General features: G+C 43.5%; 13 protein-coding genes. 12 read left to right on the top strand and 1 reads right to left on the bottom strand.

Features of this window, described 5'->3' with window-relative positions; translation table 11 throughout:
• The first annotated feature begins 62 nt into the window (after window positions 1–62).
• From ACQKMP_RS09500 to ACQKMP_RS09510, 3 genes are all read left to right on the top strand, one after another.
• Entirely contained in the window at window positions 63–2612 is a 2550-nt protein-coding gene (locus ACQKMP_RS09500; RefSeq protein ID WP_427469729.1) for a beta-mannosidase, read from the top strand.
• Between the two features lie 31 nt (window positions 2613–2643).
• Window positions 2644–3657: a zinc-dependent alcohol dehydrogenase family protein gene (locus ACQKMP_RS09505; protein WP_379424484.1), complete on the top strand. Its 1014-nt coding sequence runs from the start codon at window positions 2644–2646 to the stop codon at window positions 3655–3657.
• A gap of 285 nt (window positions 3658–3942) precedes the next feature.
• Window positions 3943–4614 carry a response regulator transcription factor gene (locus ACQKMP_RS09510; RefSeq protein WP_427469286.1) on the top strand — a complete coding sequence of 224 codons (672 nt, stop codon included), beginning with the start codon at window positions 3943–3945 and terminating at the stop codon, window positions 4612–4614.
• Window position 4615: 1 nt separating this feature from the next.
• Here the strand turns inward: ACQKMP_RS09510 and ACQKMP_RS09515 are convergent, their stop codons facing one another.
• Window positions 4616–6067 carry a hypothetical protein gene (locus ACQKMP_RS09515; protein WP_427469288.1) on the bottom strand — a complete coding sequence of 484 codons (1452 nt, stop codon included), beginning with the start codon at window positions 6065–6067 and terminating at the stop codon, window positions 4616–4618.
• Between the two features lie 84 nt (window positions 6068–6151).
• On the opposite strand from ACQKMP_RS09515, the gene ACQKMP_RS09520 reads away from it, so the two are divergent.
• The 9 genes from ACQKMP_RS09520 to ACQKMP_RS09560 all read left to right on the top strand — a co-directional run bounded on the left by ACQKMP_RS09520 (window position 6152) and on the right by ACQKMP_RS09560 (window position 15003).
• Entirely contained in the window at window positions 6152–6784 is a 633-nt protein-coding gene (locus tag ACQKMP_RS09520) for a DedA family protein (RefSeq protein WP_042190687.1), read from the top strand.
• 15 nt (window positions 6785–6799) lie between these two features.
• Window positions 6800–8287: an ATP-binding protein gene (locus ACQKMP_RS09525; RefSeq protein ID WP_427469289.1), complete on the top strand. Its 1488-nt coding sequence runs from the start codon at window positions 6800–6802 to the stop codon at window positions 8285–8287.
• The gene (locus ACQKMP_RS09530; protein ID WP_379424480.1) at window positions 8262–8951 is read left to right on the top strand and encodes a response regulator transcription factor; all 690 of its coding nucleotides are present in this window, start codon (window positions 8262–8264) and stop codon (window positions 8949–8951) included. Before ACQKMP_RS09525 ends, ACQKMP_RS09530 begins: the two co-directional genes overlap by 26 nt.
• Window positions 8952–9176: 225 nt before the next feature.
• Window positions 9177–9932 (top strand): ABC transporter ATP-binding protein, encoded by a 756-nt coding sequence (locus ACQKMP_RS09535; RefSeq protein WP_042190680.1) that lies wholly within the window; start codon window positions 9177–9179, stop codon window positions 9930–9932.
• The gene (locus ACQKMP_RS09540; protein ID WP_042190678.1) at window positions 9907–10656 is read left to right on the top strand and encodes an ABC transporter permease; all 750 of its coding nucleotides are present in this window, start codon (window positions 9907–9909) and stop codon (window positions 10654–10656) included. Before ACQKMP_RS09535 ends, ACQKMP_RS09540 begins: the two co-directional genes overlap by 26 nt.
• Window positions 10657–10713: 57 nt before the next feature.
• The gene (locus tag ACQKMP_RS09545; RefSeq protein WP_156113166.1) at window positions 10714–11493 is read left to right on the top strand and encodes a COG4705 family protein; all 780 of its coding nucleotides are present in this window, start codon (window positions 10714–10716) and stop codon (window positions 11491–11493) included.
• Window positions 11494–11591: 98 nt separating this feature from the next.
• On the top strand, window positions 11592–12776 hold the full coding sequence (locus ACQKMP_RS09550) for an MGDG synthase family glycosyltransferase (RefSeq protein WP_427469290.1): 1185 nt from the start codon (window positions 11592–11594) through the stop codon (window positions 12774–12776).
• Complete coding sequence (locus tag ACQKMP_RS09555) at window positions 12763–13974, top strand: MFS transporter (protein ID WP_042190672.1); 1212 nt, start codon at window positions 12763–12765, stop codon at window positions 13972–13974. The genes ACQKMP_RS09550 and ACQKMP_RS09555 overlap by 14 nt, the downstream gene beginning before the upstream one ends.
• A 96-nt stretch (window positions 13975–14070) precedes the next feature.
• A complete protein-coding gene (locus ACQKMP_RS09560; RefSeq protein ID WP_427469291.1) occupies window positions 14071–15003 on the top strand; it encodes a hypothetical protein in 933 nt (310 codons plus the stop codon).
• Window positions 15004–15092: the final 89 nt, after the last annotated feature.

Below are 15092 nucleotides of genomic sequence, written 5' to 3' on the forward strand. Positions count from 1 at the left end.
AAACGTCAAAACCGAAGTGGTTTTGGCGTTTTAATTTGGGAGAGAGGATGAAGAGAATGAACATTAAATTAACTGAAAACTGGAAACTTCGTGATTTTCATGTGGGGGAAGCCCGGGATCTTGAAGTTGCATCGCCAGAGTTTATTGATTATTTCTGGATGACCACCTCAGTGCCCGGTGACATCCATACGACGCTTCGGGAGAAAGGCATTATTGATGATCCTTTCTTTGGCCACCAAGATCAGAAATGCCGTTGGATTGAAGAAAAGGTATGGTGGTATCGTACGGTCTTTTCATACGATTCTGATCTTAAACCTGGTGAGAAGATGGAGCTATTATTCGAAGGGTTAGATACCTATGCAACCGTATATCTCAACGGTGTGGAGCTTGGATCAACAGATAATATGTTCATTAGCCATTCATTTGATGTAACCCGTGAATTAAATAAAGGGAAAAATACGCTTGCCGTAAAATTTGATCCTATTCATGTACACGCTGGCGATAAAGTCCAATATTATTGGTCGGGCTATAGTAAGAAGCGGATTTGGACACGTAAAGCGCAGAGTCATTTTGGCTGGGACTGGGGTCCGCGTCTGGTCTGTGCAGGCATATGGAAAGAGGTACAGTTGATCAAACGGCGTCATGCACATTTAGATCATGTGTTTGCCCGTACAACTTCGATAGAGGGTCAAGTAGGTGTGGTTGATGTGGATTTATGCGCACATGCCTTTGATCGCGGATGTTCGTATACGGCGCGTGTGGAACTATTAGACGGGACGGAACGTGTTGCGGAAGCGAATGTTGCTTTGGACAGAGCTTCAGGGATTACAGTTGACGGGGCGATTACTGCGCGTACGCTTCATCATTCAGTTACCTTGCAGGTAATGGATCCAAAGTTATGGTGGACCCATGATCTAGGAACGCCTTTCTTATATCATCTACGCGTTACGTTATTTGCTGATGGGGAGCTAATAGATACCTATGAGCAGCCATTTGGGATTCGAAAGATCGAATTGATGCAGTTGGATGAAGAAGGGCGCCATGCTTTTACTTTTGTATTGAACGGCGTAAAAGTTTTTGCTAAAGGTGCAAATTGGATCCCTATTGATAGCTTTATTGCGACCGTGCCAGATAGCCGCTATACACATCTGCTTCAGATGGCCAAGGATGCCAATATGAATATGATTCGCGCTTGGGGTGGAGGCATTTATGAGCGGGATATTTTCTTTGATGAATGTGATCGGTTAGGAATTTTAATCTGGCAGGACTTCATGTTCGCTTGTGCATTGTATCCAGATTACAATCGTAATTTCATGAATAATGTTCACCGCGAAATTGAGCAGGTCGTAAAACGTCTTCGCAGTCGTACGAGCCTTGCTCTATGGTGTGGGAATAACGAGAATGATTGGTTGTATGAGGCACTGTCCTCTAACGGCGAGATCACACATCCCTTTTATGGAGAAAAAATTTATCATGAGCTCATGCCTGCAGTACTAGAGCAACTCGATCCCACACGAACGTTTTGGCCTAGCTCGCCTTTTGGCGGCAATGATCACAATTCACGTGAGGTGGGCGATACCCATAACTGGCAAGTCTGGCATGGGAATAATGAGCCACGTCAGTTTGGTGAACCGCAGACACAGGATTATAGTGTTGAAGGGATATCGTTCAAACGATTCAAGTCAGATTTCACGAAATTCGCCAGTGAATTCGGGCTGCATGCCGCTTCCAATCGTTACACCCTAGCGAAGAATATGCCGGACAATCAGTTCTATTGGGATAGCGATGAAATGAAGTATCGTAATAAAGATGTCCATTATCCTAAGGGCATTATGCTCATGGAAGGTTATACAGGAGTTCCGAAGGATATCAATGAATATATTCAATTCTCGATGCTGACCCAGGCAGAGGGATTGAGGTATGGCATTGAGCATTACCGCCGTAATAAGCCGGATACAAGCGGGGCTTTATTCTGGCAGTTCAATGATTGCTGGCCGGGAACAAGCTGGTCTGTTATCGATTATTATGGTTTACCAAAGGCGAGCTACCACTATGCGCGTAAATTCTTTGCATCGGTACTCTTATGTGTGGATCATGATCCGAATGGACTGCTGCAGTTATGGGCTCTCAATGATCGCCGTGAAGCTTATCAGGATGAGGCGGAATTAACGATCTATCGGATGGATGGTACAATTGTATATCAGCGTGCATTCGACGTTACCGTTGATTTGAACAGTAAAGTTAATTTTGCCAAGTTAACTGAAGCTGAGGTACTGCAGCAACATAGCGCTTGCGAGGTTGTGGTCGTACTTCGTTCGAAGAAACGGGTAACAGAAGATTATGTACTCTATTTAAGAGACTATAAGGATATGGATTATCAACCCGCACATGTTCAGATCTCCGTGGATGAAGCGAAAGGACATATCCATTTGATCTCAGATCGCGTTGCCCGGATGGTGATGATCGAACTAGATGCACCTTGGGTGATTATGGACGATAATTTCTTTGATCTGATTCCGGGTGAGGAGAAGACGGTTCGTGTGCATCATGTGGATGCCGGGGCACTGCCTTGGGAGACTTTACGTGTAACGGCAATGAATGCTGCGGGTTAACAAAAACTTGGATTTAAGGAGATGAGTTAAGATGAAGGCGGCTGTATTTCAAGGAACTGAGCACATTGAATTTAAGGACTGGGAAGCTCCGGCTGTTGGCTCCAAAGAAGTTAAACTTCGTGTGAAATGCTGCGGGATCTGTGGTACAGATCAGCATATTTATCATGGATACCCAGGGTCTGCGGAGGTGACAGCTCCGATTGTGTTAGGACATGAGCTTGCGGGCGAAATAGTGGCTGTAGGTAATGAGGTTACGACCTTACAAGTGGGGGACCGTGTATCGGTTGATCCGAACATCTATTGTGGAAACTGTTATTTTTGCCGGAATGGAAAAGTACATTTATGCGATAACTTGCAGGCTGTTGGGGTGACTCGTGACGGTGGTATGGGCGAGTATTGTGTTGTTCCTGTAGCGAACTGTTACTTGCTACCTGATGAAATGAGCTGGATCGAAGGGGCGATGATTGAACCTTTAGGTTGTGTACTTCACGGTTATAAGAAGCTGGATATCCGTAAGGCACACCAAGTCCTGATTATCGGCGGAGGTTTTATTGGTCAATTGTTCTTGCAGCTCGTCAAGGCTGCGGGTGTTAAAGGGATTATTGTCAGTGAGCCAGAAGTGTTCAAGCATGACCGATTAGTCGAATTAGGTGCGGATGAAGCCGTATCTCCTGCAGCAGAAGGTGTGATGGAAGCTCTCCATCATCAATTTGATATTGTGATCGAATGTGTAGGCCGGGCGGATTCCATGGAGCTGGCGGTTAAGGCATCGCGTAAGGGTGGACAAGTCTTAATGTTTGGAGTTGCTTCCCCGGACACGTTGATTCAAGTCTCACCATTCGAAATTTTTACAAAAGAGTTGAACATCATGGGCTCTTTCATTAATCCATATACACATGAGGAATCGATTGCGTTAATTGAGAAGGGGATCGTTCAGATTGAGTCGTTGATTAGCCATCAGTTTTCGCTAAAAGATATACCGGAAATCATGGGCGAATATCCGAAACTGCGTGTTTCTAAAGGGATTATTGTGCACGAGAGGTAGTATTTAATTTTAAGTTTATACAAGCGGTGACTACTGGCTATTTCGCCAGGGGTCATCGCTTTTTTAAAATATAAGAATTTATATGTTCTACGTAATAAATCATCCTTATATTTCTCGCTTAAAAGCTTACCGTCCTTAAAGGGACGCCGAAGGCGTTTGTGCTTGTGCGCTTTAAACCATTCTCCTTTAGAAGGAGTTAATAAATATTTAATAGATAGCGAGTAGACTGGCAATACAGCCTCGAAAATTAAGTTTTAATATAGGTCGAACATGGAGAGGAAGCCTATGAATAAAATATTATTAATAGTAGAAGAGAAGCGTCTAGCTAGGGTTATGGAATTGGAATTGCGTCATGAATCGTATTCTATTACCGTTACTCACGAAGGATTTAAGGGATTACAGTTAGCACTAGAAGAGGAATGGGACCTCATATTGCTGGATTTAATGATCCCTGGGCTAAGTGGAACGGAGTTGTGTAGCAGAATACGTGAGACTAAACAAACGCCAATCATAATCATTGCGGAGGAAGCGGGGCTCGCGGATAAAATTAGAGGTCTGGATAGCGGTGCGGATGATTACATTCTAAAGCCATTTGCTATGGAAGAGCTGCTGGCACGAATGAGATCTCTGTTAAGAAGGGCAGGCACTTTTAACACAGGACGGATGCTAATATTTCGCGATTTAGAGATAGACATTGACGGACGGGCGCTGAGAAAGAAGAAGATATTTGTTAATTTAACGAAACGGGAATTCGAAATACTATTAGTGCTAATGGAGAATAGAGGCAGAGTAATGACTCGGGAGATGCTGCTAGAAACCATATGGGGATATGATTCCGAGGTGGATGTTAAGGTAGTTGACGTGTATATCAGCTACCTTAGGAGTAAAATTGATGAGGTGGGACAGCCAAGTATTGTACAGACGATGCGCGGCCTAGGATATGTGATTCGAAAATAAGTTACTCCGTCGCTTTGAGGAGTGAGAAGACACTGCCATAGGTTCCTGAATAAACGGGTTGCCCGAATTTTTGTGCCCATTCATTGAATAGCTTATGTGAGACGCCATTGCCGGTAATTACATAATCGGGATGGTCATATTCTACAATTTCAGGGAGATATTCTGAGAATCCGTACATGGAACGCTCAAAAGCAGTCCAGCCGAGCACTCCAAGTGAAGCCTGCGTAACGAAGGGATCCTGTCTGCCATCACACAGCACATCACCACCTCGAAACATGACATACCCGGATGAACCGTAGCGAGCAAGAACTTTTGGACGAGTACCTTCAGGTGTATGCTGCATAATATAGTTCATTTCATCAACAGGATAATTATTTGCATCAATAACAGGGGGTGCAAAGAATATATACACAATATTTAGGAGTAGCCCAATTGTAAGCCACAGTCGTAAAGTGCTTTGCCGAACTAGAACACCGGGTTTACGGAAGTATGGAATGGCGTCAAAGAATACGGCTGCAAAATAAGGAATAAACAGCCACATAAATAGGTTCTGCTTGAAGTTCGATACACCAAGATACAGAATCCCAAGCATAAGAAAGAAGCGGAATGGTTTACGTTGAAGTGCGAAAGGAAGCGTACAGGCAAAGAACAGAAGCAAGAGTAGAATGGGTAAATTCTCCAAACTATTGAACTGAATAGGCTGCCATTCGTTGATCAGCAGGTTAAAGTTCTTTTTCGTAACCGTCAAAATAAATAAGAGGCTTGTTGCACCACCGGGATTTAAAAGGCCAGCTAACCAAACTAGAACAAAGACTGTGATTTTACGCCAATTGAGCGTTTTGTTAATCAAGGATTCTAGCAGAGCCATCCCTGTAAATACAGCAATTACAAGCCATACACCTGCATGAAAGTTGGCAATAGCTATAGAAAGAGCAACCATTGCAGCGGCGTATTTCTTATGAGCTACCATCTGGTATTCCCGTAAATAAACGAAGAACCAGACAATCATAAACGAGGAGATCATCTGCGGACGACCCTTGAAATAATTGTAGTAAATCCAGCAGGTGATTAGCAGTACAAAAGGGAGCATCAGCACATGGTCTTGTTGAAGTCCCAGCTCTTTGCGGGAAACCTTACCTAGCCGAAGCAAACCGAGTACTAAAAAGAACAAACACACAGCGGTCAAAATATACACCCCTGGCCATCCAAATGCAGCATAAAGCGGAGCGACGAGCAGCTGAAATCCAAATTCATGAGGGACATAGGGAAGCTCATCTCCGTAAAAAGTATGTATGGCATGATGCAGGATTTGTCCATGATCGATCATATATTGTCCCAGCTCAATATGCCAGAAGGTATCAGGATCGTTATAAGAGAATTTGGGAATCATCAGCAGAATAATAGCTATTACGAATAGACCATATAAAAACTTAGGTGCTTGTAATTTTTTCATTATGGTACTTCCCCCGGCTTTTTGTTTAATTATAGCCTTATATTCTTAAGGAACAGTAAAATTTATGAAGCGGAGTGAACACTCATGCATCAATTATTAACTTGGATATCTGAAACTGCGCTCCAACTTGTCAATACGATGGGAATTTGGGGCATATGGTTAGGGATGATCCTGGAGAGTGCCTGTATCCCCATTCCCAGTGAAGTTATAATGCTCAGCGGCGGCTGGCTGGTTGCGCAAGGCTCACTTACTTTTTTGGAAGTTGCTATCGCTGGGATATTTGGGAATCTATTAGGTTCCGTCATTGCTTACTATATTGGGAAAGCCGGAGGTAGACGGTTATTAGAGAAATACGGTAAATATATCCTCATGAATGAGCATCATCTGGAGCAATCCGAGCGATGGTTCAAGCGTTATGGTGAGAGTACTGTGTTTTTTACACGTATGTTACCCTTTATCCGAACATTTATTTCACTACCCGCAGGGATTGCTGGAATGAAGGCATGGAAATTCATTGTATTTACAGCGCTGGGCTGTATCCCATGGAATCTAGCGTTAGTCTATCTAGGTTACCGATTAGGAGATAATTGGAGTATTGTGGAACAATATATACGTCCGATTAGTTATACCGTTTGCGGGATTGTGCTCCTCCTGCTCTTATGGTGGTTAGTACGGAGATATCGTATGATAAGCTCATCAAGAAACAAGAAGAGGTAGGGTGAGTATTCCATTATGTCTATACGTTGGAAATTTCTGCTATCCTATGCGGCAATGCTTGTAGTTCCTCTTCTTCTCCTTATCATTACGGCTATGTTAATGAGCATTGTCTATCACGGTGATGTGCAGAGCTTAAAGAGCACGTATGAAAGTAAATTTGAAGGAATGGAAGAGAACGATACCCGCAATCTTATTAAACATACTTTTTTGCAAAATACAGATTTACTGACAGATACTGCTTTCCTGAATGAATTATCGGCAGATATGCTCAAAAAAAATACGTCTGTCTATATCCGTTCTGAGGACCAGACATTGTTTGCTTCAGAGGATCTGAAGCTTAAGCAAGGATTAATCGATCATTTGCCTGGATACAAAGGAGACAGATCGCATATAGAACCTATTAGACAGCAATTTAATAATGAATGGTATCAAGTAGGCCAGTTTGATCTGTTATCCAAGGACGCCAAGCCAGTAAGTATATTTTTTCTGACTCCGATCGATCCTCTTGTCCAGTTTGTGCGAACGTTCTTTCCGACACTATTTTTGATTACATTGGTCATTCTGGTACTGACACATACATTGTTGACTAAATATATGTCCAGACGGATTATCCGTCCCTTGCTGGAACTTCGTAAAGCGACAAAACGAGTCACCGAGGGGGATTTGGATTTTCAGGTGGAGATTAATGGTAAAGATGAGCTAGGACAGCTAGGGATGGCTTTTGAAGAAATGAGATATAGGCTTCAACAGTCTATTCTTATACAGCAGCAATATGAGACGAACCGGAAAGAGCTAATTACCAACATTTCACATGATTTAAAGACACCCATCACTGCTATTAAAGGGTATGTGGATGGAATTTTGGAAGGTATAGCGGATTCTCCAGAAAAAAATGAAAAATACATGCGTACGATTGCGGCCAAAGCTGGAGAAATGGATCATCTAATTAATGAATTGTTTCTATACTCCAAGCTGGATATGCAAAAACTGCCGTTTTCTTTTGAATCCGTAAGAATTATACCCTTCTTAAATGATTGGGCAGAGGAACTAAAGGTAGAGCTGGAGAAGCAAGAGGTCGCCCTAAACATCGAAATGACAGGTGGCGAGGAAGTATGGGTCACTGTAGATCGTGATTCCTTTAAGCGCGTACTTGGCAACATAATTCAGAACAGTCTCAAATACATGGATAAGCTTGAAAAGAAAATTACAGTTCACAGCTGGCAGGAAGCAGCGCAGTTTATTCTCGCTATTGAAGACAATGGGCCTGGAATTCCTCCAGAAGCAACGGAGCATATTTTTGAACGTTTTTACCGTGGGGAGCAGTCCAGAAACACGCATACTGGCGGAAGTGGATTAGGTCTGGCTATTGCTAAACAAATCATCGCTGGGCATGGGGGTACGATTTATGCGAATAGTACGGAAGGGATAGGGACTATTATTTATATCGCCTTGCCGATCGTGAAAGGAGACATCGGAGATGAACCGAACCATATTGATTGTTGAAGACGAGCCTGTTATTGCTGAGCTACAGCGTGATTATTTGGAGATGAGCGGGTATCAGACGGAAATTGCCAAGGATGGAGAAAAAGGCTTGGAGATGGGCTTAACGGGGAAATATGATCTGATCGTACTGGATGTGATGTTACCCAAGCTGAATGGATTTGAGGTCTGCAAGAAAATTCGTGTTGAGCTGGATATTCCGGTTCTTATGGTCACCGCCAGACTAGAGGATATAGATATTATTCGTGGGCTGGGCCTTGGTGCAGATGATTATATCACAAAACCATTTAAGCCAGCCGAGCTTGTTGCCAGAGTGAAAGCACATCTTTCGCGTTATGATCGGCTGAAGGGACGAGGTTCCTCAACGAATGAACTGGAAATTAAGGGGTTGCGGTTAAACCCTGATTCTAGACGTGCCTTTGTAAGGGATGAGGAGGTCACCTTAACGACCAAGGAATTTGATCTGCTGTATTTCTTGGCGCTGCATCCCAATCGGGTATTCAGTAAAGATCAGCTCTTTGAGCGATTGTGGGGAATTGATTCTTTAGGTGATACCCAGACGGTGACAGTCCATATCCGTAAGCTCCGCGAGAAAATTGAGGAGGACTCTGCAAATCCACTTTATATCGAAACCCTATGGGGTGCCGGCTATCGCTTTCATGTTTAGAGTTACTCCAGGCGATCACATTAATCCTGACCCAACCACAAGAGGTGTCTCAGTTAGCCATTTTTCATGGCTTCTGAGGCACCTCTTTTTTTAAAAAATACAAGGAGTTAAGAATTATTTAAGGGTCTGTTCACGGGCACTTTAGATTTACGATTTAGTCTAATATTGCAGGAAAATGGAGTTGCTAAATTGGAGGACAAGAATTGAAGAAAAGGGGGAACTAAGATGGAGAGCGTAGTCAAGCTAACAGGTGTGACCAAAGAATTTCGTAATGGCAGTGGGATTAGCGGGATTTCCTTGGAGCTTCAAAAGGGTGATGTCTATGGATTGCTTGGACCTAACGGTGCAGGGAAAACAACACTCTTAAAAGTAATAACGGGTCTGATTTCACCAAGCTTCGGAAGTATCTCATTATTCGGGCACGATCTGGAGTTATCCTATTCCTCTAGTATGAGGAAAGTAGGCTGCATGATCGAATCGGCTGATTTCTACGACTATCTTACACCTGTACAATATTTGAAACTGACAGCCAGCTTTTATCCGAATATTCGTCCAGAACGGATCGCCGAGGTATTGGAAACGGTGGGTCTTGCCTCGTTCGCCAAAGAAAAAATCAGACATTTCTCTACAGGAATGAAGCAAAAGCTCGCCATGTCTGCTTCCATCATCCATAGCCCAGCGCTGGTGATTTGGGATGAGCCGACGAACGGACTGGACATCGAGGGGGTTGTTCATTTCCGTGCATTAGTTAAAGAGCTTTCTGTTAATCAGGGTATCACCTTTCTCATCTCCAGCCATATGATTCATGAATTGGAACAGCTATGTAATAGAGTAGGGATTCTGAATCAAGGCGTTCTGATTCGTGAGGGTGAAGTGCAGGAGCTGCTTACCGACAGCCTATCGCTTGAGGAGTTTTACATTACAGAGCTGAAAAGAGGAAAGGAGGTGCTTGAGAATGGACGGCTTAAGAGCGGGTATTAAAAATGAGCTGCTACTGATGTTTTACCGCAAAAAGACCCTAATGTTCTTCATTATTTCTGCCTTTATTCCACTATTGCTAGTGTTTTTATTTCAAGCGCTTCACCCTATTTTGGGCCTTGTCGCTGTTGGCTCCTCCTATCCAGTCCAGATGCTGGGGATTTACACAACATTCCTAATTCCATTGTTTATGTTCGTAGAGATCTCTGAGCTTTTTCCACAAGAGGTTTCCTCTCGTACCTTGAAGCTGACGTTACTCAAACCGATAACGCGATTGGGAGCGTACGCCGCTAAGTTCCTCACGCTTGGGATAGCGATCGGAGGACTGCTTCTTCTATTAGGGATAGTGAGCACTTTATGTAGCTTCTTGTTTGGAACTTTGAATATAGGGAGCGTAGGCATTATTGGCTTGATAAAAGCTTATACAGCGGCGTTTCTCTCCATGTGGTCACTGGCTGCCTTGTTTGTGTTCATCGCTCAATTTTTTCGCAGCGCAGGTGGGTTTCTAGTGTTCTCAATCTTTGTCTTCAGCGGAGCCAAAGCTGTGCCTTACTTTATAAGTGGATTCTCATCCTTTTCTATAGTTTCTTATACAGATTGGTACTCTCTATGGTTAAGTCATACGATTTCCGCAGGCAGACTTGCCACAACTTCCTTGTTCTTACTCTCAGGATTAATGTTATTTCTATCGATGGGTTACATCTTCTTTGATCGGAAGGAAGTTTAGCCTTAGAGCTATTCTTGATTCTTGTAACATTTGTTTCGCTAAAGGAAGGGGAGATGATTGGTGAAGGAAACCAGTTCATTATTAAAAGAAGATCAGAAATTATGGAACAAGGTGCCACAGGTTACGATTTTTTTCTGGATCATAAAGATTATGGCTACCACCGTGGGGGAGACGGCAGCGGATTTTCTCAATTTTAACCTCTACTGGGGCTTGACCAACACTACCTTGGTGATGGGTGGACTACTGATTGCAGCACTATACTTCCAGATGACTGCTACAAAATACGTACCTGCTCTATATTGGCTTGCAGTTGTATTAATCAGTGTGGTCGGTACGCTCATCACTGACAATCTGGTGGACAATCTGGGCGTATCGCTGGAGACGACCACTATTGTTTTTTCTGTACTCTTAATCCTGACCTTTGGAGTCTGGTATGCCAGTCAGAAGACGTTATCCATCCATTCGATTACTACCAAAAAGCGCGAGATGTTCTATTGGCTAACGATTCTATTTACCTTTGCCTTAGGGACAGCCGCAGGTGATTTAGTTGCAGAAAGTCTGAACTGGGGATACCTACTTTCAGCTATTATTTTTGCCGCTCTGATTGGCGCGATAACACTCGCTTATCGCTTTAAGCTAAATGCAGTAACTGCCTTCTGGTTTGCTTATATTCTGACTCGCCCATTAGGAGCATCACTAGGTGACTATCTTTCACAGGACCGAAGTGAAGGTGGGCTAGAACTGGGCACAACGGGAACAAGTATTATTTTTATTGTTATTATTCTAGGGTTAGTTATCTATTTAACCAAGACAAAGACAGACGAGGTCTCTCTTTAGAAAATATTGAAGTTAATATTCAGTTAAGAATCCCTTTACTATCCCTTTACGATTCAGAGTTAGAGTTAGAGGAGGCCATGAGAAAAAGGAGCTTTGTCATGAACACAGATCCTAAAGTACTTATTGTTACTTCGGCATTTGGAGACGGGCATATGAAAGTGGCTGAGGCCATCGAACATTCATTTAGACGAATAGGTATCAGTCGGATTACCACCATGGATCTATTCGCTGTAGTCCATCCTTACCTGAATGAACTGTCCCGAAGATTCTATTTGAACAGTACGGGCTTTACACAAGAACTTTATGGATTACTGTACACAGTGACTAGCAAGATGAGACCAGAGCAGTTCATGGGTAGACTCATCCATTCTATGGGCAAACGAAAAGTGCAAAGGATCATCGACGAGATACAGCCGGATATTATTATTCACACCTTCCCTTATTTGGCCGCTGCTGAGCTTGCATCAACAACAGGAAGTCGAATTCCCATGTTCACGGTGATGACGGATTATGTGGTTCATGGCAGGTGGCTCCATCCTCAAACTACGAAATATTTTATCGCTACGGAAAGCATGAAGGCAACGCTGATATCGGCTGGGATTGCTGAAGAGAAGCTTGTGGTTAGCGGGATTCCAATACGAGAGGCTTTTGAGCAAACGCTGGATCGAGAAGGACTTTTGCGCAAGCATAAGTTAGACAGAAATCGTCGTTATCTATTACTTGCGGCAGGAGCTTACGGCGTATTAGGTGACATTAGCAGTTTAATAAAAAGAGTACTGCTTAAATCAAACTTCGATGTCATCGTATTATGCGGAAATAATCATAAGCTTCGATCAGCTACGAAGGAGCTGTTTCAAGAGAATTCTCGAGTTCACATTTTGGGATATACGGAAGAAATGCAGGAGCTGATGTGTATATCTTCCTGTCTATTGACCAAAGCGGGCGCGATTACCTTGACTGAGGCGATGGCTCAAACACTTCCGGTTATCGTCTATCGACCACTCCCCGGCCAGGAAGCAGGCAATGCAGAATGGTTATCTGGGCACCATCTGATAGAGATCGCACGAAATGAGGAGCAGTTAGTAGAGCAGCTTCAGCGATTGGAGCATATGGCGTACAGAGAAGAAAGGGAGCAGCGTATGAAGGCTTTTTCACGAAAATACACTTCAGATTGTATCGTCTCCGAAGCTTTAGATGCAATTAAGCTAAGACAGCCGTCAGTTCCATCAGCGAAATCTATGATAGTTGAAGGGCAGGCGAAGACGATTCATGGATACTATTAGCAAAGTAGAAAAACGACAGCAGACGTTCACCCGTCTTGCAATGCTCCTTTTCTTTATAGAGTGGATAAGAGGAGCTGTTCTGATTACTTTCTTACCAACCTATGTATTGACTAGCTGGGGACTTACAACCTCAGTAGTTGGCATTGCGGTCTCCGCTCACTATTTGACGGACAGTTTGATCAAAAGCTTCATCGGCTATCTCTTAGACAGATTTCATGGGCGAACCGTACTACATGGAGGGTTCTTCCTCGGGTTTATTGGACTATTGTTGATGGTTACAACGCATAGTCCGTGGATACTTATAGTAGCTTCTGCTTGCTTGGGAGCTGGATTCTCACCGATCTGGATCATTTGTATGAGCCAGGTATCAGAGGAGAAACGAGCAGAGCAGATGGGAACCTTATATGTATACTGGATGGCTGGTTTAGGTCTGGGACCCGTGACTATGAATCTGTTAATTGGCGGTGGGATGTCGTTGTCCCTTGGTGTGATTGGATTATTTTTTGTAGCTGGTTGGATCATGGTAGGTCTTGTGAAGATGAATAAGGTATCGGTGCGGAACGTGAATATATCTGTAGGGCAACAATTTGTTTCTTTGTGGAACAAAGTGAAGAAGGGCGGTTTTCTGGTTCCTGGTATGCTACTGCAAACTACAGCGGGCGGGATACTGGTTCCGTTTCTAACAAGCTTTGCCATTTCGCATTTGGGCCTTTCGCATTCTCAGCTGTCCATCGTGCTATTTATGGGAGGAGCTGGGGTAGTTCTATTTCTCGTGCCTATGGGAAAATGGTTTGATCATGTCGGGGGTAAATGGTTCCTCGTTGTTGGGTTCGGCGTGTTTGCAGTTGCCTTGTTCGGCTTAACTTCTATTAGCTCCTTTTCCGCCGCCATTGGCCTCTCACTTCTGCTGGGGTGTGCTTATGCTGCTTTGCTACCCTCTTGGAATGCCTTAATGGCCAGTTATATTCCTGAAGATTCTGTGGGTATAAGCTGGGGATTACTGTTCTCTATAGAAGGCTTAGGTGTGGTTATTGGCCCTTTGATAGGGGGATGGTTGGGAAGCTCAGGAGATGAATTGCTACCTTTTCAAGTTAGTGCCGGTTTATTTGGATTGATTAGTGTAGTTTACTTGCTCTCACCTGCCCGATTATTTATTCACAGAAAAAATGTGACCGAGGAACTCCAAAATGTATCGTAGTTAAGATTTATTTAATAGACTCTTCACGATGAATTTAGGAATTGCGCCTAAACTTAATATGAAAGACCAAAAAAGTTATGAAGGGAAGGGAAAAGGATGAAGAAGAAATGGCTAATCACCGGAGGTGCAGCAGGAATTAGCGGGGCTATTATGTTAGTTAGCGGGTTGACGGCGTTTGCGGGAACCTCCGGGTATGAGGATTACAAAGCTGCGCTTAAGAATACGGCAGGGAATACGCAGAGTGTTACCGTACAAGCCAATGCGTTGCTTAAAGATAACGGAAGTATTCTGAGTCAGGCACAAGGAAGTATAAAAGCAAACCTGCAAAATGAAGCGGTCAGCGGCGATGTGAAGATTACCGGGTCACAAGGTTCTCAGGTACTTAGCCTCTACAGTCAGTCTGACGGACAAGTCTGGAAGAGTGATGCTTCCGATACTTATTACGTAAAGCAGGATTTACAGGATAAGAAGGATCAGGAAACCGAGAAAGAGTCAACGGAAACAGCTTGGCTAAGCAGCCAAGAAGAGAAAATAATGGATGCGCTGATTGGGAATTTGAAGAACGAAATCACATCTACCACCGATAAAGACGGTGCCAAGCATATCTCGCTGCAGCTTGACAATGCGCAAATCCCGGCAGTGGTGCAGGCGTTAGCCCCGGTTTTGTTCAAGAATCTTTCTGAAGAGAAGGATCATGAGTCCAGTAAAGAAACCACTGTAGATTCGAACGATCCAGAAGATCTAATTCAGCGTAACCTGTTTGATTTCCAAGCAATTGCTCTGACGAACGGTGTACAGATTCAAAGCATCCGTTTGAATGCTGATATCACTCCAGCGAATGAGCTTCAGCACCAGCAGTTAGATCTTACGTTTGTGGGTAAGGATGCGCAAGGAACCTCCCATACGTTGGCTGCTAGTTTGGATGTTCAACTCTCCGCATTTAATACCACTACAACAGAGTCTATTGACTTGACGGGTAAACAAGTGCAGCAATTGAAAGAGGATCATGAACACGAACATCGTAATTAAGTTAGTGTGGAACAACTAAAAATACTGCAATTATAAAGTCTCTATGATGTGATTAGTCATAGGGACTTTCTTTATTAAAGTTTTTTTCA

The organism is Paenibacillus sp. NPDC101420, from assembly GCF_050277435.1.
Classification (GTDB): domain Bacteria; phylum Bacillota; class Bacilli; order Paenibacillales; family Paenibacillaceae; genus Paenibacillus_AQ.